At 68.3% G+C, this 18,056-nt stretch carries 15 protein-coding genes; 6 read left to right on the top strand and 9 right to left on the bottom strand.

Annotated features, from left to right (window positions below; all coding sequences use genetic code 11):
- The first annotated feature begins 22 nt into the window (after nucleotides 1–22).
- From ACX1D3_RS01180 to ACX1D3_RS01165, 4 genes are all read left to right on the top strand, one after another.
- The gene (locus ACX1D3_RS01180) at nucleotides 23–1,528 is read left to right on the top strand and encodes a CoA-acylating methylmalonate-semialdehyde dehydrogenase (RefSeq protein WP_458996467.1); all 1,506 of its coding nucleotides are present in this window, start codon (nucleotides 23–25) and stop codon (nucleotides 1,526–1,528) included.
- A 179-nt stretch (nucleotides 1,529–1,707) separates the two neighbouring features.
- Nucleotides 1,708–2,901 carry a Gfo/Idh/MocA family protein gene (locus ACX1D3_RS01175; RefSeq protein WP_458995152.1) on the top strand — a complete coding sequence of 398 codons (1,194 nt, stop codon included), beginning with the start codon at nucleotides 1,708–1,710 and terminating at the stop codon, nucleotides 2,899–2,901.
- Nucleotides 2,902–3,386: 485 nt separating this feature from the next.
- Nucleotides 3,387–3,779, top strand: coding sequence for a phage holin family protein (locus ACX1D3_RS01170; RefSeq protein ID WP_458995151.1), 393 nt, complete (start codon nucleotides 3,387–3,389; stop codon nucleotides 3,777–3,779).
- Nucleotides 3,780–3,881: 102 nt separating this feature from the next.
- On the top strand, nucleotides 3,882–5,009 hold the full coding sequence (locus ACX1D3_RS01165) for a zinc-binding dehydrogenase (protein ID WP_458995150.1): 1,128 nt from the start codon (nucleotides 3,882–3,884) through the stop codon (nucleotides 5,007–5,009).
- Nucleotides 5,010–5,084: 75 nt separating this feature from the next.
- Here ACX1D3_RS01165 and ACX1D3_RS01160 read toward each other — a convergent pair whose 3' ends face one another.
- Nucleotides 5,085–5,945, bottom strand: coding sequence for a TIM barrel protein (locus ACX1D3_RS01160; RefSeq protein WP_458995149.1), 861 nt, complete (start codon nucleotides 5,943–5,945; stop codon nucleotides 5,085–5,087).
- Nucleotides 5,946–6,362: 417 nt separating this feature from the next.
- Between ACX1D3_RS01160 and iolG the strand changes: the two genes are divergently transcribed.
- Nucleotides 6,363–7,349, top strand: coding sequence for an inositol 2-dehydrogenase (iolG, locus tag ACX1D3_RS01155; RefSeq protein ID WP_458995148.1), 987 nt, complete (start codon nucleotides 6,363–6,365; stop codon nucleotides 7,347–7,349).
- A 603-nt stretch (nucleotides 7,350–7,952) separates the two neighbouring features.
- Here iolG and ACX1D3_RS01150 read toward each other — a convergent pair.
- The 8 genes from ACX1D3_RS01150 to ACX1D3_RS01115 form a co-directional block, all read right to left on the bottom strand.
- A complete protein-coding gene (locus tag ACX1D3_RS01150; RefSeq protein ID WP_458995147.1) occupies nucleotides 7,953–8,558 on the bottom strand; it encodes a histidine phosphatase family protein in 606 nt (201 codons plus the stop codon).
- Nucleotides 8,559–8,631: 73 nt separating this feature from the next.
- Nucleotides 8,632–9,627: an ABC transporter permease gene (locus tag ACX1D3_RS01145; RefSeq protein WP_458995146.1), complete on the bottom strand. Its 996-nt coding sequence runs from the start codon at nucleotides 9,625–9,627 to the stop codon at nucleotides 8,632–8,634.
- 16 nt (nucleotides 9,628–9,643) lie between these two features.
- The gene (locus tag ACX1D3_RS01140; protein ID WP_458995145.1) at nucleotides 9,644–11,143 is read right to left on the bottom strand and encodes a sugar ABC transporter ATP-binding protein; all 1,500 of its coding nucleotides are present in this window, start codon (nucleotides 11,141–11,143) and stop codon (nucleotides 9,644–9,646) included.
- A 64-nt stretch (nucleotides 11,144–11,207) separates the two neighbouring features.
- Entirely contained in the window at nucleotides 11,208–12,233 is a 1,026-nt protein-coding gene (locus ACX1D3_RS01135) for a sugar ABC transporter substrate-binding protein (RefSeq protein WP_458995144.1), read from the bottom strand.
- Between the two features lie 126 nt (nucleotides 12,234–12,359).
- Nucleotides 12,360–13,229, bottom strand: a complete 870-nt coding sequence (locus ACX1D3_RS01130) for a sugar phosphate isomerase/epimerase family protein (protein WP_458995143.1) — start codon at nucleotides 13,227–13,229, stop codon at nucleotides 12,360–12,362.
- Between the two features lie 93 nt (nucleotides 13,230–13,322).
- Nucleotides 13,323–14,327, bottom strand: a complete 1,005-nt coding sequence (locus tag ACX1D3_RS01125; RefSeq protein ID WP_458995142.1) for a Gfo/Idh/MocA family protein — start codon at nucleotides 14,325–14,327, stop codon at nucleotides 13,323–13,325.
- Nucleotides 14,328–14,347: 20 nt separating this feature from the next.
- Nucleotides 14,348–15,280 (bottom strand): TIM barrel protein, encoded by a 933-nt coding sequence (locus tag ACX1D3_RS01120; protein ID WP_458995141.1) that lies wholly within the window; start codon nucleotides 15,278–15,280, stop codon nucleotides 14,348–14,350.
- Nucleotides 15,281–15,433: 153 nt separating this feature from the next.
- Nucleotides 15,434–16,411 (bottom strand): serine hydrolase domain-containing protein, encoded by a 978-nt coding sequence (locus ACX1D3_RS01115; RefSeq protein ID WP_458995140.1) that lies wholly within the window; start codon nucleotides 16,409–16,411, stop codon nucleotides 15,434–15,436.
- Nucleotides 16,412–16,754: 343 nt separating this feature from the next.
- Here ACX1D3_RS01115 and ACX1D3_RS01110 point away from each other — a divergent pair, with 343 nt between their 5' ends.
- Nucleotides 16,755–18,044 (top strand): ABC transporter substrate-binding protein, encoded by a 1,290-nt coding sequence (locus ACX1D3_RS01110; RefSeq protein ID WP_458995139.1) that lies wholly within the window; start codon nucleotides 16,755–16,757, stop codon nucleotides 18,042–18,044.
- Nucleotides 18,045–18,056 lie beyond the last annotated feature (12 nt).

Genomic DNA, 18,056 nt, shown 5'->3' with positions numbered 1-18,056 from the left:
GCACACTAAAGGAATGACAGATATGTCCATCACCATGCCCCATTGGATCGACGGCGCCGAGTACGTCGAGGAGGGGGCCGAGGTCCTCCCGATCGACAACCCCGCCACCGGCGAGGTCATCGGCGGCGTCGCCGAGGCCAGCATCGAGCTCATCGACCGCGCCATCGCCTCCGCCCGCACCGCCCAGAAGGCCTGGGGGAGGGCATCGCTGGCCAAGCGCACCCGCGTCATGTTCAACTTCCGCCAGCTGCTCATCGAGCGCCAGGACGAGCTGGCCGACACCATCGTGCGCGAGGGCGGCAAGACCCGCGGCGACGCGCTCGGCGAGATCGCGCGCGGCCTGGAGATCGTGGAGTTCGCCTGCGGCATCCAGAACGCGCTGAAGGGCGAGCACACCATCGAGGCCGCAACCGGCGTCGACGTGCACACCATCCGCCAGCCTGTCGGCGTCGTCGGGGCCATCGTGCCCTTCAACTTCCCGATGATGGTGCCGATGTGGATGCACCCGATGGCCCTGGCCACCGGCAACGCCGTCATCCTCAAGCCCGCCACGCCGGTGCCGTCGGTCTCCCTGATGGTGGCCAAGCTGTACCAGGAGGCGGGCCTGCCCGACGGCCTGTTCCAGGTGGTCTGCGGCGACAAGCAGGTGGTCTCCCACATGCTCGGCCACGCCGGCATCGACGCGGTCTCCTTCGTCGGCTCCACGCCCGTGGCCAAGATTGTCGCGGCCGGCTGCGCGGCCTCAGGCAAGCGGTTCCAGGCCCTCGGCGGCGCGAACAACCACGCCATCGTGATGCCCGACGCCAACCTGGACTTCGCGGCCCAGCACATCGTCTCCGGCGCGTTCGGCGCCGCGGGCCAGCGCTGCATGGCGCTGCCGGTCGTCGTCGCGGTGGGCGAGGCGCACGATCCGCTGATCGAGAAGGTCAAGGCGCGCGCCGAGCTGCTCAAGGTGGGTCCGGGCTCCGACCCGCAGAACGAACTGGGGCCGGTCATCTCCTCGAAGTCCCGCGAGCGGATCCTGTCCTGGATCAACGACGCCGAGGCCAAGGGCGCCAACGTGGTGCTGGACGGTCGCGGCTTCTCCTCCTCCGTCGAGGGCACCGAGGCCGGCAACTGGGTTGGCCCCACCATCGTCGACAACGTGCCGCTGGAGACCCAGCTGTACTGCGAGGAGGTCTTCGGGCCCGTCCTCGTGGTGGTCAAGGCCGAGTCCTACGAGGAGGCCATCGAGATCGTCAACTCCGGCGCCTTCGGCAACGGCTCGGCCATCTTCACCGAGAACGGCCAGGTGGCGCGGCAGTTCCAGCTGGACGTCAACGCGGGCATGGTGGGCATCAACGTGCCCATCCCGGTGCCGGTGGGCTACTACTCCTTCGGCGGCTGGAAGAACTCGCTGCTCGGGGATCACCGGATCCACGGCCAGGAGGGCGTGAACTTCTACACGCGCTCCAAGGTGATCACGACGCGGTGGGCCGGCTCCGGCAGCCACGGCAGGATCGGCCTGGACTTCGTCGCCACCAAGTAACACCCCGGCTGGACTCCAGCCATGAGCACCTTCCCGGGCCCGATCCGGATCGGGCGCCGTTGCCCGATCACAGCGCGGTCCGGCCCGGGAGGGTGTTCCTCCATCACCTGAGCTCACCCACGACGATCGTGAGGGTGAGCGGCACAGTGGCGCGGGGCGCCAGAGAAAAGGAACTCGTCATGGATCAGCGCATCGGCGTGGGCGTCATCTCGCTCGGATGGATGGGCCGGCTGCACACCCGCAGCTACAAGGCCCTCGCGGAGCGGTACCCCGAACTCGGGATCGGGTGCGACCTCGTCGCCGCCTGCGACCCCGTCGAAGGCACCAGGACGTGGGCGGTCGACGTGGCAGGCTTCCGCCGCGCCTACGCCGACTATCACGACCTTCTCGCCGACCCCGAGGTGGAGGTTGTCTCCATCTGCGCGCCCAACTTCCTGCACCACGAGATCGCGCTGGCCGCCGCGGCGGCGGGCAAGCCGTTCTGGATCGAGAAGCCGATGGGGGTGAACGCGACGCAGTCGCGGGAGATCGCCCAGGCGGCGGCGGCCGAGGGGCTGGCCACCGCCGTCGGCTTCAACTACCGCCACGTGCCCGCCATGCAGTACGCGCGCCAGCTGATCCGCGACGGCAGGCTCGGCCGGATCACCAACTGCCGGGTGTGGTTCATCGCGGACTACGCCTCCAGCCCCGACGGCCCGCTGACCTGGCGCTACGACCGCGAGCGCGCGGGCGCCGGCATCGTCGGCGACCTGCTCTCCCACGGCGCGGACCTGGCCCAGTACCTGGTGGGCCGCATCGAGTCCGTCTCCGCCATGACAGACACGTTCATCAAGGAGCGGCCCATCCCGATCGGCTCCGGCGGCGTGGGGCACAGCGGCTACACCGTCGGCGAGGAGAAGGGCCCGGTGGGCAACGAGGACTGGGTGGCGGTGCTCACCCGCTTCGAGGGCGGCGTCGTCGGCGTGCTGGAGGCCAGCCGGGTCTCCGTGGGCCCGCGTGCCGAGTACGTCGTCGAGGTGTACGGCACCGAGGGTTCGGTGCGGTGGAACTTCGAGTCGCTCAACCATCTCGACGTGTGCATCGGCCGCGGCGACGGCCCTATCCAGGGCTACACCCGCGTGATGGCGGGGCCGGGCATGCCCGACTTCGACCGCTTCCAGCCGGGCGCCGGAACGTCCATGGGCTTCGACGACCTCAAGGCCGTGGAGGCGGCGAAGTTCCTCATCTCCGTCACGACGGGGGAGCAGGTGGCCCCCTCTGCAGGCGACGGCTGGGCCGCGGCCGAGATCGACGAGGCTGTGGTGGCGTCGGCAGCCGACGGCCAGTGGCACGACGTCCCGACGGTCGAGGCGGTCACCACCTTCGGGCGCTGACCGCCGCTGGTGGTTGAGCAGACCCGGTGGCTGGGTTGGGCGGGAGGTGGTGGGGGCCGGGCCGCTGTGGCTGGGTGCGGGGTGCCCGCCGGGGGCCGGCCTCGCCCATGGGCGCCCTCGGCACGCCCAAAAACGCCGGCGTGCCTCGCCCAACGCCCGACCCACCGCGACCGGCCCCCGTCGGTCACCCCTCTCCTGAATGCTCGGCTCCCTGCGACCACACCCCCGCTGGCTGACTGGAAAGAACACTTTGTCCCGCTCCACGTCGGCCGCGGCCCCGGACACTGAGGTGCCGCGAAGCGGTCTCGAAGCCTCAGAAAAGTAGGCTGACCGGCCCGTTATAGAGGACGCTTCGAGGCTCGACGCTGCGCTCCTCGCTCCTCAGCCAGCGGGAGGGTCGCTGGGGGTCGCGATGGTCGGGCTCGGGGTGGATCCCGGGGGTTCACCGAGGGCGCGGGAAAGGGGCGGAGCACTACGCTCGACGCATGAAGCTCTTCCTCCGCCTCGTCGCCACCGCCGTCGCGACCGCCATCGCCGTGTGGATCCTCCCCGGCATCACCCTCACCGCAGACTCCGACGTGGACAAGGCCCTCACCCTGCTCGGCGTGGCCGTGATCCTCGGGCTGGTGAACGCCTTCGTCCGCCCCTTCGCCTTCGTCCTGGGCGCGTGCTTCATCATCCTGACGTTCGGCCTGTTCCTCTTCGTCATCAACGCGGGCATGCTGATGCTGACGTCCTACCTGGCCGGAGAGCTGGGCCTCGGCTTCCACGTCGACGGCTTCTGGAACGCCGTCTTCGGGTCGCTCATCATCTCCGTCGTGTCGACATTCGTGGCCTCGGCGCTGGGTGTGAACGATTCCACAGAAACGCTCATGTAAGAACAAATTTGTTTGGCAGGAATGTTCGACCCCGCTAGTGACACGGGCAATGCCATGGTCCATACTTGACATTGTCCAAACAAATATTCACTGAGGAGTACCATGGACATTCCTGCAACGATGCGCGCCGCAGTCCTCCGGGCTCCCGGAGAGCCGCTGTCGATCGAGACCATCCCCACGCCGCGCCCCCGCGCCAACGAGGTGCTGCTGAAGGTGGCGGCCTGCGGCCTCTGCCACTCGGACCTCCACGTGCTCGGAGGCGCCATCGCCTTCCCCACGCCCTGCGTGCTGGGGCACGAGGTGTCCGGCACCATCGTCGAGCTGGGCCCCGGCATGCTCAGCGGCGAACTCGCCGTCGGGCAGAACGTCGCCGGCGCCTTCCTGATGCCGTGCGGCCAGTGCAAGGCGTGCCGCGCCGGCCGCGACGACCTCTGCTACCCGTTCTTCCAGCTCAACCGGCTCAAGGGCGTCCTGTACGACGGCGAGACCCGCCTCTCGGACCGCGACGGCAACCCCATCTGGATGTACTCCATGGGCGGCCTGGCCGAGTACTGCGTGGTCCCGGCCACGTCGGTCACGCCCATCCCGGACAACCTCTCGCCGAAGAACACGGCGATCCTCGGGTGCGCCGCCATGACCGCCTACGGCGCCGTGCGTCGCGGGGCCGACCTCCGGTTCGGGGAGACGGTCGCCGTCGTCGCCACCGGCGGCGTCGGCAGCATGATCCTCAAGTTCGCCAAGGTGATGGGCGCCCGCCAGGTCATCGCGCTGGACGTCGACGACGACAAGCTGGCGGCGGCGAAGGCCATGGGCGCCACCCACACCGTCAACCTCAAGCACAGCGACGCCCGCGAGGCCGTGATGGAGATGACCGGCGGCTACGGCGTCGACGTGGCGTTCGAGGCGCTGGGCCGTCCCCAGACCTGGAACACCGCCCTGGACATCCTGGCCGACGGCGGCCGCATGGTGCCGATCGGGCTGGGCGCCGGCGTGCAGTCCGCGGAGGTGCAGATCAACCGCACCGTCCGCCGCAGCCAGTCGATCATCGGCTCCTACGGCGCCCGGACCCGCGTGGACCTCCCAGCCGTTGTGGACATGGCGGCGCGGGGCCTGATCGAGGTGGACGACGTGGTCAACCAGGTCTTCAGCCTCGACGACGTCAACCTCGGCTACGACAAGCTGCGGGCCGGCACCATGTCCGGCCGCGGCATCGTGGACATGAGCCTCTGACGGCGCTGCTGCCCGGACGCGACGACGGGGCGGTCACCTTGGAGGGTGACCGCCCCGTCGTCGTGGGGGAGTGGCTCAGGCCAGGGCCTTCAGCGCCTCGAACGACCTCGCCGCGTTGTTGATCGGGCCGCCGACGGCCGGGGGCTCCTCATCGAGCATGATGTCCTGCTCCAGCACCCAGTAGCCGTCGAAGCCCGCCTGGTTCAGGAGTCGCACGATGGCCGCGAAGTCGATGTCGCCGTCGCCGATCGGCACGAACATCCCGCCCTTGATGCCCTGGGACCAGTTGATCTCCCCGGGCAGCAGCTTGGCGGCCATGTCCATGCGAACGTCCTTGGCGTGCACGATGCCCACCCGGTCCGCGTACTTGGCCACGAGCGCGACCACGTCGGCGCCGCCGCAGGCGAGGTGGCCCGTGTCGAGGCAGAGGCCGACGGTGGAGTTGTCGAGCACGCGCTCCACCTCGTCGACGTTCTGCACCATGGTGCCCCAGTGGGGGTGGAGGACGGCGGTGACGCCCTTGGCCTTGCAGACCTCGCTGATCCGGCTGAGGTTGGTGAACAGCGTCTGCCAGCCCTGCTCGTCGAGCTCGGGGCGGGCGTCGTAGCCGTCCTGGCCGGAGTCCGCCGCCAGGACGAGGAACTCGCCGCCGGCGATTTCGAAAGCGCGCAGCTCGGCCTCCACCATGGGGATGGGGTCGAAGTCGGGGTCGTGCATGACGGCGAGGAAGAAGGCGCCGACCGGCTTGAGGCCGAACTCGGAGACGACGGCGGCCCGCTCCTCGGCGTCGACCGGCAGCCAGCCCTGGGGGCCGAACTCGGTGGCGGTGAGGCCGATCTCCTTCATCTCCGTGAGGACCCGCTCAGGGGACATCTGGTAGCCCCAGCCCGGTACCTCGCATACTCCCCAGCTGATGGGTGCGCCAGCAATCTTCATGTGCAGCTCCTTCGCGGCAGAGCCGCCGTGCGCGACTCGATGGAACCATTATGTCCTGCCAAAGTCTGTTCGTGAAGCCGCCCCCGGGTTGCGTCGTCCGGGGGCGTTGAGCCTGACACGGCTCTCGGTGAAAGGTGTTGAGCCGGAATCGGCTCTCAACTCCGGAATCGCCGATATTGAACGTTCATACTGGCGCGGAAGCAGTCTCAGGCTCAACGCACTTCATTGAGATGCGTGTAAGGCTCAACGTCCCCCGTTGAGAGCCGTGTCAGGCTCAAGCCACAGTCCGGGGGGTCCCCGGTTCGGGCGGACGACGGCGGGCGCGCGTTAGCTGACCCCGCGTTGCACCTTCACTCCCTTATGTGCTGACATTGATTCTGCCGTGCGCTGTTGCCCGGCCTGACCCAAGGAGTACATATGATCCGCTTCGCGATCATCGGGGCCGGACGCATCGGCCAGGTCCACGCGCGAGCCATCGCTTCCCATCCGCAGGCACAGCTGGTGCTGGTCTACGACGCCTTCGAGGCGCCCGCCAAGAGCCTCGCGGAAGCGTACGGGGCCCGGTACACCCTCAGCGTCGAGGACGTCTACAGCGCAGACGACGTCGACGCCGTGATCATCGGTTCGCCCACCGCCCTGCACGTCGAGCAGATCCTCGGCTCCGTCAAGGCCGGCAAGCGCGTCATGTGTGAGAAGCCCGTGGCGCTGGGCATGGACGAGGCCCTCAGGTGCCAGGAGGAGCTCGGCGCCGAGGCCACGCGCGTCATGCTGGGCTTCAACCGTCGCTTCGACCCGTCGTTCGCCGAGGTCAATGCCCGTGTCGCGGCCGGGGAGATCGGCGCGCTGCAGCAGCTGACCGTCACCTCCCGCGACCCTCAGGGCCCCCCGGCCAGCTACGTCGCCGGCTCGGGTGGCATCTTCAAGGACATGACCATCCACGACTTCGACATGGTCCGCTTCTTCCTCGGCGACATCGTCGAGGTCAGCGCCTTCGGCACCAACGCCGACGAGGAGATCAAGGCCGCCGGGGACTTCGACCAGGCCATGGTGCTCCTGCGCAACGCCGACGGCGCCCTGGCCACCATCGTCAACTCCCGCACCTGCGCGTACGGCTACGACCAGCGCCTCGAGGCGTTCGGGGCCGACGGCGCCCTCTCGGCCGACAACCTCACCGCGACGTCGGTGCGGGCCGCTACGGCCACGCAGACCGACGCCAGGGGACCGGTGCTCAACTTCTTCCTGTCCCGCTACGAGGCTGCCTACCGTGAGGAGCTCGGTGCCTTCATCGACGCCGTGGTGGCGGACTCAGACGTGTCGCCCAACGTGATCGACGGCGTCGAGGCGCTCAAGCTCGCCGAGGCGGCCACGGTCAGCGCGCGCGAGGGTCGCACCGTCCGCCTCTGAACCATCCCCCGCCGACACTGTGTGCCGTGGATGGGTTCCGCGGTGCCTGAGGGGGACCGGCCTCGCCCATGGGGCGCCCCGTCGGCAGGCCCAAAACCGCCGGCCTGCCTAGCCCCAACGCCCGACCCACCGCGACCGGTCCCCCTCAGCCACCGCTCCGCTGTCATCTCAGGTCGCAGCGTGCCCGCGCGGGAACCGACGCCGACGCGCATGAGGCACGGCCCTGACCACGGTGCTGGGGCTGTGCACGAGGGTGGGGGACGGCGGGGCGGCTGCGCGCAGTGATGCCCAACCCGGCGATCGCCCAACTGGCGTCCCGCTTGGGCAGACTCGCTCCAGGGCCGCCCTGCCGGCGCCCGCCCGGGACCGGCCACGCCACAGCGGAACCAGTGTGGGGAGACGTGGGACGAGGCTCGGGCGGCCTCAACTACCCGACCACCGACAATCGGGCGCCCGACGATGCGACGGGGGACAAGGGCCGCACGGGCCTCGTGTCAGGGCTCCCCGCACCGTGCGCGAGTCGGTTTCGACGCGGGCTGCGCCGCTGCGCGGGCTGGCCCGGCTCAACCAGCGGGGGGTGGCCGCTCGGACCTCGTGGCAGGGTCAGTCGGTGTCGTCGGTGGAGGTGACGTAGTCACCCCACTGCTCGATCTTCCATCCGTCGTTGGTGGACCCGTTGAGGACGATCCACTGCGTGTTGTGCAGCGGGTGGGCGTTCTCGAACCCGATCGACGGGTCCTGCGAGATCGCCCAGACGCGCAGGGCCGCGCCGTGGCTGACCAGCGCCACCACCTCGTCGCCCGCCTGCTCCATTGCCGCGACGGCGTTGGTGAAGCGCGTCATGAACTGCCGTGCCGTCTCGCCTCCCTCGAGCCCGACGTCGAGGTTGTCCGGCGCCCAGGTGTTGAGCATGCCCACGTACACGCTCCAGTCGGTGTTCATCTCCTCCACGCCGGCCGCGATCTCCTGGATGCCGTCGGTGATGATCAGCTCCAGCTCCCGCGCCCTGGCAAGCGGCGTAGCGGTCTGCTGGGCCCGGGTCAGGGTGGAGGCGTACAGCGCGTGGATCTCCTCGTGCGCGATGGCCTCCACGAGCGCCTCAGCCTGCGCCAGGCCGTTCTCGTTGAGCGGCGCCCCGGGGAAGGCGGTGTCCAGCTGTCGGTTGACGTTGCTCTCGGTCTCTCCGTGGCGGATCAGGATCAGGCGCATGCCTCCACCGTAGCCGGAGCATGCGACAGGGGCGGAGCCACCCGGCCCCGCCCCTGCAGCGTGTGGAAGACGACTAGCGGTTCTTGCGCTCGTCGATGATGACCGCGATCACGATGATGGCACCCTTGACGACCATCTGCATGAACGGGGAGACGTTCATGAGGTCGAGGCCGTTGTTGATGACGCCGATGATCAGTGCGCCGACCACCACGCCCCACACCACGCCGATGCCGCCGTTGAAGGACACGCCGCCGATGACCGCCGCGGTGATGGCGTCCAGCTCGAGCATGACGCCCAGCGTGGGCTGGCCCGAGCCGATGCGCGCCGCGAGGATCATGCCGGCGAGGCCGGCGAGGATGCCGATCAGGGTGTAGATGAGGAACTGCACCTTGCCGATGCTGATGCCGGAGACGCGGGCGGCCTGCTCGTTGCCGCCGATGGCGTAGGTGTGCCGGCCGAACCGGGTGCGGTTGAGGACCACCCAGATGACCAGCGCGACCAGCAGGAAGATGATCATCGGGACCGGGATGCCGAGGATGGCGCCCTGGCCGAGCCAGTTGAAGCCGTCGGCGAGGTTGGAGACGGGGCGTCCGCCGGTGTAGATGTTGGCGAGGCCGCGGGCCGCGGTCATCATGCCGAGGGTGGCCACGAACGGCGGGATCCGGAAGTACGCCACGAGCGTGCCGACGATCGCGCCCACGATGGCGCCGACGAGCAGGCCCACGAGCACCGAGACGAAGATCGGAAGCGGCGGGAGGCCGGGGAGCAGCATGCTGTCGCTCTGGACCTGGGCGAGGCTGGCCGAAACCACGGCCACGAGTGCGACGGTGGAGCCCACGGACAGGTCGATGCCCTTGGTGATGATGGCGAACATCATGCCCAGCGCGACGATGCCGATGGGGGCAACCTGCACGACGACGTTGATCAGGTTCTGCGCCCGCAGGAACGTGCCGCCTGTGACGAGGGTGAGGATCACCATGAAGGCGATGAGGATGAGCAGGATGGCGTACTTCTTGATGGCCGCCGTCGCGTCGAACTTCGGTTTGGCCTCAACAGTGGTGTCAGACATGAGTAGTGGTTCCTTCCTACGCGGCCGCGGTGCCGCCGGTGGCGAGTTGCATGATGGACTCCTGGTTGGCCTCCGCGCGGGAGAGCTCACCGGAGATGCGGCCTTCGTGCATGACGATGACGCGGTCGCTCATCCCGAGCACCTCGGGCAGCTCGGACGAGACCATGATGATGGCCTTGCCCTGCTGCGCGAGCTGCGACATGAGGCGGTGGATCTCGCTCTTGGCGCCCACGTCGATGCCTCGCGTGGGCTCGTCGATCATGAGGATCTCGGGGACGGTGAGCAGCCAGCGCGAGATGAGCGCCTTCTGCTGGTTGCCGCCGGAGAGGTTCTTGATCAGCTGTTCGAGCGTGGGGGTCTTGATGCGCAGCGCCTGGCGCTGGGCCTCGCTGTCCTTCTTGATCTGGGCCATGTTGAGGAAGCCCTTGGGGCTGTACTTCGGCAGCGCGGCGATGGTGATGTTGTCGCGCACCGACAGCACGCCCATGATGCCGTTGAGCTTGCGGTCCTCCGTGAGCATGCCGATCCCCGCCGCGATGGCGTCCTTCGGCTCCCGCACGGTGAGCCGCTTGCCGTCGACGTAGATCTCGCCGCTGTCGGCGGTCTCGATGCCGAAGATGGTCTCCAGGACCTCGGTGCGTCCCGCGCCCATGAGGCCGGCGAAGCCGAGGATCTCGCCGCGGCGCACCTCGAAGCTGACGTCGCGGACGAGCCGGCCGCGGTTGAGGTTCTTCACTGACAGGACCACTTCGCCGATCTCAGCGTCGAGCTTCGGGAAGAGGCTGGTCAGTTCGCGGCCCACCATCAGCTGGATCAGCTTGTTGCGGTCCAGCTCCTTGGCGGGAAGGGAGACGACGTGCTTGCCGTCGCGGAAGACGGTGATGTCGTCGGAGATCTTGAAGACCTCATCCATCTTGTGGGTGATGTAGACGATGGCCACGCCGAAGTCGGTGAGCCGCTTGATCATCTTGTGGAGGTGGTCCACCTCGCGCTCGGGGATGGCCGAGGTGGGCTCGTCCATGATGATGATCTTGGCGTCGTAGCTGATGGCCTTGGCGATCTCCACCATCTGCTGGCGGGCCACCGTCAGGTCCTTCATCTTGGCGCGCGGGTCGATCTTCATGTCCCACTCGTCGAACAGTTCCTGGGTCTTGCGGATGATGAGCTTGGGGTCCAGGAGGCCGAACTTGCCACGCTGTTCGCGGCCGAGCCAGATGTTCTCCGCCACCATCATCTCCGGCACGGGGGACAGCTCCTGGTGGATCATGGAGATGCCGTGCTCGAGGCCGTCCTTGGTGTCCTTGAACTTCACCAGGTCGCCGGCGAGTTCGACGGTGCCCGCGTCCGGGGTGTACATGCCGATCAGGCACTTCATCAGCGTGGACTTGCCAGCGCCGTTTTCACCCATGAGCGAGTGGACGGTGCCGCTCCGTACGTCGAGTTGCACGCCGTCCAGGGCCACCACGCCCGGAAAGGTCTTGCGGATGTCACGCATCCGCAGAATTACCTCTTGCATTTCTTCCAATCTCCCTGCGAAGGGGGTGGCCGGGCCGGTCATCGCGCCCGGCCACCCGTGGGGGTCACTTCTCGAAGTCGGCCATGTTGTCAGGCGTGACGAGCTGGTACGGCACGTCGATGACGCCGGCGACCTTCTCGCCGTTGTACAGGTTGATGATCGAGTCCACGCCACCGGCGCCCTGACCGGCGGCATCCTGGAACACGGTGACCTCGAGCTCGCCGGCCTTCATGGCTGCCAGCGCGTCGGCGGTGGCGTCAACGCCGCCCACCAGCACGTCGTCGAGCTTGCCGGCGTTCTTCAGCGCCTGGATGGCGCCGAGGGCCATCTCGTCGTTGTTGGCGCAGATGATGTCGATCTCGTCGCCGGACTGGATCCAGTTCTCGGTGATGGCCAGGCCCTCTTCGCGGTACCAGTTGCCGGCCTGCTCGCGCAGGAGCTCCATGTCCGGGTACTCCTCGAGGATCTGCTTGCAGCCCTCGGTGCGGTCACGCGCGGCCTCGTTGGCGGGGTCGCCGATGAGGATGCCCACCTTGCCCTTGCCGTCTGCGAGCTCGGCGAGTGCCTTCATCTGCAGCTGGCCGGCGACGAGGGAGTTGGAGCCCACGTAGGGCACGCCCACGGGGAGGTCCGAGGGGCGACGGTTGACGTAGACGAGCGGGATCTCGGCGTCCTGGGCCTTCTCGGTCATGGGGCCGGCAGCGTCGGTGTCCACCGGAATGATGATGATGCCGTCAAGGCCCTGGGAGATGAAGTTCTCGACCTGGCCGAGCTGGACGTCGGCCTTCTCCTGGGCGGCCACGATGGTCACCTCGACGCCCGCCTCAGCGGCGCGCGCCTCGATGCCGTCGGCGACGGTCTGCAGGAACTGGTCCAGGATGGGGAAGGTGACGCCGATCTTGATGGTCTCGCCGTCGGCGGGCTTGACCACATCGCTGGGCTCGTAGGCCACGGTCTCGATGGCCTCCGACGAGGGGGCGTCCGAGCCTTCGGCCGCGGTGGTGGAGGGGGTGCTGGCGGTGGTGCCGCAGGCACTCAAGGCGAGGGCACCGGCGGCCAGCAGGCCGACGAGCTTGATTCCTTGCTTCATTGCAGTCTCTCTTCCGAGGTGGGTGCGGGTGTCTGGTGACCCCGCAGGGAGGAGCGTCGCATCGTCGCGACACAGTCATGATGGCTTGGATTGAAGATCTATGTCAAGACAAAGATCCACTTGTTATCAGTTTGTTGCGAACTCGGATTCCAGGCGCTCGCGCATCCGGATGTGGATGGCGTCAGCGTCCTCCTCCCAGCCGAACACGCACACCGACAGGCGGCCGTCGTACTCGACCTCGCGCAGGTAGCCGAACACCTCGTCCCACGGGACCTCGCCGTTGCCGATCTCGTTGTGCTGGTGGATGCGTGCGTCTACGCCCGGAGGGTTGATGATGTAGCGGTTGCCGACGTTGGCCAGGTGGTTCCAGACGTCCGCGACGTGGACGTGGCGCAGGCGTTCCCCGGCGTACTCCATCAGTTCCCGGGGGTTGCTCTTCCCCTGGGACAGGTGGAACAGGTGCGGAAGGCAGAACTGGTAGTTGAACCAGTCCTTGTTCACACCGCGGACCACCTGCACCGCGCGGTCGTTTGTCTCAACAAAGTCGTAGGGATGGGCCTCGACGACGCACTCGATGCCGCGCTTCTCGAAGTCCGGGATCAGCTCCTCGATGGAGCGGTAGAACTGGTGCTCGCTGGCCAGGGGCCGCGTGGGGTCCCCGGAGAACTCGGTGGCGATCATCGGCACCTCCAGCTCCTCGGCGATCTCGAGCAGCCGCCGCCAGTTGCGCACCTGCGCCTGACGCTCCTGCTCGTCGGGGGAGGCCCAGTTGAAGACGGGGTTGAAGGTCTCGATCTTGACGCCGGTGGCCTTCATCGCCTTCTTGACGCGGGTGATCTCGGCGTTGTCCACCTTGGGGTAGTGGTGCCATTCGTGGAAATCGGCGCGCGGTGAGAGCTCGATGTAGCCGTAACCGAGGTCGGCGGCCTTCTCGCACTCCTGGGCGACGGTGAGGTGGGGGTGGTACATGGAGGGGTCGAGCAGGATCTTGACCATGACGGCTTCCTTGGCGTGCTGGGCGGGGGCGGAGCGGGGAGAGGAGCGCGAGACGGAGAGCGGGTGCCCGCCCGGGGGCGGGCACCCGTCAGGTCACGCGTAGAGGGCGGGACGCTCCATCATGGAGATCGGCACTTCGCCGTCCTCCGTCAGGGCCTTGACCCCGGCGTCGCAGACCACGGCGGCGGCGTAGCCGTCCCAGGAGCTGGAGCCGGTGTGGCGATCCGCGGCGGCCGCGGTGATCCACTCCTGGACCTCGGTGACGAAGGCCTGGCCGAAGCGCTGGTTGTGGTCCATGGTGAGCCGGTTGTGGCGGCCGAGCTTGTCGGCGCGGACCACCAGTTCCTGGTCGCCGAGGCGCACGATGCCCTGCTCGGCCACCAGCTCGCACTGGATGTCGTAGCCGTACTGGCAGTTGACGAACACCTCGTCGTCGACGCGTACGCCGGACTCGGTGGTGAGGATCAGCACCAGCGGATCCTGCAGGTGCGGATACCGCAGCGAGGTCTTCTTCGGCTTGTCGACGCGGGCGGAGACGAACTCCTCGCCGAGCAGCCAGCGCATGGTGTCGATCTCGTGGATGGCCGTGTCGTTGATGGCCATGTCCCACGTGTACATCTCGGGCACGGTGGGGTTGCGGTGCGCGTTGTGCACCATGAGGGCCTCGCCCACCTCGCCGTCGTCGAGGATCTTCTTCATCTCGCGGTAGGAGGCGTCGAAGCGGCGCATGAAGCCGACGGTGACCAGCTTCTTGCCGGCCTCCTGCTCGGCGTCCATGATCTCGACGCACTCTGCCGCCGTCGGCGCCAGGGGCTTCTCGCAGAACACGTACTTGCCGGCCCTGATTGCGGCGATCACGTCCGGCTTGTGGGCCGGGCCGTAGCTGGCGATCATGATGGCGTCCACCTCGGGCGAGGCGATGAGCTCGGCGCTGCTCGCGAAGGCCGTGCCGCCGATCTGCTCGGCCACCGCGGCCGCGTTGTCCGGGTTGACGTCGCTGACGGCCACCACGCGGCCGCCGGAGATGACGGTGTGGATGCGCTCGATGTGCGCCTTCCCCATGCCGCCGGGGCCGATCATTCCGATACGAAGGGTCATGTGAGTCAGTCTTTCGCGGATCAGAGGAGGCCGAGGCCGCAGGAGGCCAGGAACTCGCGGGTCTTGATGGCGTTGGGGAGGGGGTAGCCGGGGTCGCAGCCGAACATGTCCTGCTCGGTGATGACGTAGAGCTCCTTGTTGAGGTCCGCGAGGGCCTCGACCAGGGTCGGCATGTCGGGCTCGCCCTCCGGCGGTGCGACGGAGCAGCCGGCCTTGACGGCCTTCACGAACGGCCAGTCCTCGTCGTGGGCCTGCTTGACCAGCTTGGGGTCCATGGCCTTGATGTGGACGTAGGAGATGCGCTCCGGGTAGTCCTGGATGAGCGCGATGTTGTCGGCCATGCCGTAGACGATGTGGCCGGTGTCGAGGCAGAAGCCCACGTACTCGGGGTCGGTGGCCTGGAAGATGCGGTCGATGTCCTCGCGGGTCTCGATGTGCGAGTCGCCGTGGGGGTGCAGCACCATCTTGAGGCCGTAGTCTTCCTTCATCATGCGGCCGAGGCGGTTCGCGTTGTTGATGTAGAGGTCCCAGGCGGCGCCGTCGAGGTGGCGGTCGTCGGTGAAGTCACCGGTGATCTCGTCGCGGAACATGGGGGGCAGGTGCACCACGTACTCGGCGCCGACGGCGGCGTGGGTCTCGCCCACCGCGCGGAAGGTCTTCTCGGTGTCCGCCCACGCCTCCTCCTTGTGGAGGATGCCCCAGGCGGTGCCGGCGACGACGCGGAAGCCGCGCTTGCCCATCTCCTCCATGAGGCGCTTGGGGTCGGTGGGGAAGTAGCCGAACGGCCCGGTCTCCATCACGGAGAAGCCGGCCTCGGCCATCTCGTCGAGCGCCTTCTCCCACGGGATCTGGTCGGGGTGCTCGGGGAACCACACGCCCCACTGGTCGGGGCAGACTCCAACCGTCAGCCTGGAGTAGCGCGGGTCTGTGTTGCGGCTCTTGTCGACAGCCATCGTCATCCTTTCGGGTTGCTCATCCTTGAGCGTGCCCTCAGCCTAGATCCCGGTCTTTGTACTGTCAATAGGGGGTCCGGATAACGTTTGTCTGGTTCTATGCCGTCCGTATGGCGCTCAGTTGTCTGCACATTGACCGCGCGGGGCGCACGCTCAGCGGCCCGCCGCGACGAGGGAGTTCAGGGTGGCGACGTCGAACCCGGGCCGCTCGGGGCGGTTGGTCATGAGGGTCCAGGCGAGCCCCGCCGTCGGGTTGATCCAGAACTCGGTGCCCGACCAGCCCGCGTGGCCGAACACCCCGTCGGCCGCACCCCAGCCGGGGAGCTTCCATGTGAAGCCGTACTGGTCGCCGTCGTCCTGCGGGAGCGGCTCATGCACCGGGACCCCGACGGTGAGCGGGCGTCGCGTCAGCTCCAGCGTCTCCGGCCGCACGACGGCGCCATCGCCGCGCAACAGTGAGGAGCCGACGGCGAGCAGGTCCTCGGCGCGCGCGATCACGCCCGCGCCCGGGTGGTGCTGCGCCGCGAACCTGTCCATGTGGAACCCGTCGAGGCCCAGGACGGGCGGCGGATCCGCGGCCTCGTCGAGCGTGAACCGGGTGCCGAGCGTCGAGTTGAGCCCCGCCAGCCCCGCCTCCCACGTGGCGCCGGAGGCGTGCTCGATGAGCGCCGCGATGCCCTCGAAGGCCAGCGACGAGTAGCGGCGCAGCGTGCCGACGGGAGTGTCGCGGCCGGCGCTCAGCAGGGCTTCGCGCAGTGGGCGCGGGTCGTCGAGCTCAGGCTCGGTGATGCCCGAGGTGTGTGAGGCGAGGTGGCGGAGGCGCACCACGTCGTCGCGGTGGCTGCCGAACCCGGGGAGGGCGTCGGCCAGCGGCGTGTCCAGCGTCAGGGTCCCGCGCTCCAGCTCGCGGGCCGCGAGCAGGCCGACGAGGGGCTTGGTGATCGAGAAGAGCCGGAAGTGGTCCGCCGTGCGGATCGCGCGCGTGCCCGATGAGCCGAAGGCCTCGAGCTCCACCACCCCGTCGGCGGTGGCCACGCCCAGCACCGCGGTGGGCAGCCCACCGTCGTCGACAAGGCCGGACACGTAATCGAGCGCGGCGGAGAAGGGGCCGGAGGGTGTGGTGGTGGTCATGCTTCGCCTCGCGCGGATAAGGGAGGGACAACGCTTGCCCCCGGGCATCCTAGCGCCGGCTGATCGGGTCCGTCGGCCGGCGGCCCTGAACGCGTCGACAACCCCAGGGCGGCGCGTCCTCAGGACAACGATTCCACGGACTTGGCTACCCCAAACGCCCATGTCTACGGTCTTTGTCCTGTCAACATTACCGAACCGTTACCAGAATTCCTCCGGCGGGCTCTTGCAAAAACGTTTCAAGCGGTGTTAGCTTTTGGGAAGGCGCTTTCCAAGCGTGGCGGACAACCAGATGCCCGTGACGCGCCACACCAGAACGACGACGTTCCGACCGAGAGGACACCTGATGTTCCCCAAGAAGCGAGCCATTGCGGCGCTGTTCGCGAGCACGGCACTCGCCCTGACCGCCTGCGGCAGCGGCGGCGGAGAGACCGCCCCCGAGGCCACCGAATCCTTCGACCCGCAGGCCGCGGTGTCGCTCAACTTCACCTGGTGGGGCAACGACGACCGCGCCGCCCGCTACGAGAAGCTGATCGCCGCGTTCAACGAGGAATACCCCAACATCGAGATCAACGGCACCTTCACCGACTTCCCCTCCTACTGGGAGAAGAAGCAGACCGAGGCCGCCGGCGGCGGGCTGCCTGACGTGTGGCAGTTCTCCGACAGCTACCTGCGCCAGTACGCCGAGCCGGGCTACCTCCTGGACCTCGGCACGGTCTCGGACTACATCACCATGGACACCTTCGACGACGGGCTCAAGGGCACCGGCCAGCTCGAGGGCGTGCAGTACTCGCTGCCCACCGGCTACAGCACCTGGGCGAACTTCGTCAACGACGACCTCGCAGCCGCGAACGGCGTCGAGGCTCCTGAGGGCGGCACCACGTTCGACGAGTTCATCGACTGGATGGCCGGCGTCACCGAGGCCACCGGCGGCGCCGTCTACGGCGGCACCGACATCACCCAGCGCATCCAGACCTTCGAGCTGGCGCTGCGCGCCGACGGCAAGAACCTCTACACCGACGAGGGCGAGCTCGGCTTCACCAAGGAGGAGCTGAAGGCGTTCTGGGAGTCCGGCGCCGTCATGCGCGACGGTGCGGGCATCCCGCAGAACAAGCTCGAGGAGATCTCCCCGAAGTCCGGCTTCGGCGCCAACCTGACCATCAGCGAGACCAGCTGGAGCAACTTCCTGGGCGGCTACCTGGCCGACTCCGGCGCCGCGTCCATCTCCATGGTTGCGCCCCCCACCGCCAAGGAAGGGGCGAAGGACCTCTACCGCCAGGCTGGCCTGCAGATGGCCATCTCCGAGGGCACCGAGCACCCGGAGGCGGCCGCGCTGTTCCTCGACTTCGTGGTCAACAGCCCTGAGGCCGGCGAGATCTTCGGCACCACCCTCGGCTTCCCCGCCTCCAGCAGCAAGCTCGAAGGCGCCGTGCTCGAGGGCCCGGACAAGCAGGTGGCCGACTTCCTGGCCTCCGTCGAGGACCGCATCGGCGATGCCCCGCCGGTCCCCGTCGTCGGCTACGGCGCCCTGGAGCAGAAGTTCTGGGACCTGGGCAAGGCCCTCGGGCTCGGCGCGGTGACCGTCGACGAGGCCGTCGACCAGTTCTTCGCCGAGGCCGACGTCATCCTCGCCTGAGGGTGAAGACGG

The sequence above is a fragment of the Tessaracoccus yangjingae genome, from assembly GCF_054483935.1.
Note: the sequence above shows the minus strand (reverse complement) of the source record. Positions and strands in the feature narration are given on the sequence as shown.

Bases quoted from the DNA above. Each gene is read 5' to 3' on its own strand.
- ACX1D3_RS01180 (WP_458996467.1), top strand. From the start codon at position 23: ATGTCCATCACCATGCCCCATTGGATCGACGGCGCCGAGTACGTCGAG.
- ACX1D3_RS01175 (WP_458995152.1), top strand. From the start codon at position 1,708: ATGGATCAGCGCATCGGCGTGGGCGTCATCTCGCTCGGATGGATGGGC.
- ACX1D3_RS01170 (WP_458995151.1), top strand. From the start codon at position 3,387: ATGAAGCTCTTCCTCCGCCTCGTCGCCACCGCCGTCGCGACCGCCATC.
- ACX1D3_RS01165 (WP_458995150.1), top strand. From the start codon at position 3,882: ATGGACATTCCTGCAACGATGCGCGCCGCAGTCCTCCGGGCTCCCGGA.
- ACX1D3_RS01160 (WP_458995149.1), bottom strand. From the start codon at position 5,945: ATGAAGATTGCTGGCGCACCCATCAGCTGGGGAGTATGCGAGGTACCG.
- iolG (WP_458995148.1), top strand. From the start codon at position 6,363: ATGATCCGCTTCGCGATCATCGGGGCCGGACGCATCGGCCAGGTCCAC.
- ACX1D3_RS01150 (WP_458995147.1), bottom strand. From the start codon at position 8,558: ATGCGCCTGATCCTGATCCGCCACGGAGAGACCGAGAGCAACGTCAAC.
- ACX1D3_RS01145 (WP_458995146.1), bottom strand. From the start codon at position 9,627: ATGTCTGACACCACTGTTGAGGCCAAACCGAAGTTCGACGCGACGGCG.
- ACX1D3_RS01140 (WP_458995145.1), bottom strand. From the start codon at position 11,143: ATGCAAGAGGTAATTCTGCGGATGCGTGACATCCGCAAGACCTTTCCG.
- ACX1D3_RS01135 (WP_458995144.1), bottom strand. From the start codon at position 12,233: ATGAAGCAAGGAATCAAGCTCGTCGGCCTGCTGGCCGCCGGTGCCCTC.
- ACX1D3_RS01130 (WP_458995143.1), bottom strand. From the start codon at position 13,229: ATGGTCAAGATCCTGCTCGACCCCTCCATGTACCACCCCCACCTCACC.
- ACX1D3_RS01125 (WP_458995142.1), bottom strand. From the start codon at position 14,327: ATGACCCTTCGTATCGGAATGATCGGCCCCGGCGGCATGGGGAAGGCG.
- ACX1D3_RS01120 (WP_458995141.1), bottom strand. From the start codon at position 15,280: ATGGCTGTCGACAAGAGCCGCAACACAGACCCGCGCTACTCCAGGCTG.
- ACX1D3_RS01115 (WP_458995140.1), bottom strand. From the start codon at position 16,411: ATGACCACCACCACACCCTCCGGCCCCTTCTCCGCCGCGCTCGATTAC.
- ACX1D3_RS01110 (WP_458995139.1), top strand. From the start codon at position 16,755: ATGTTCCCCAAGAAGCGAGCCATTGCGGCGCTGTTCGCGAGCACGGCA.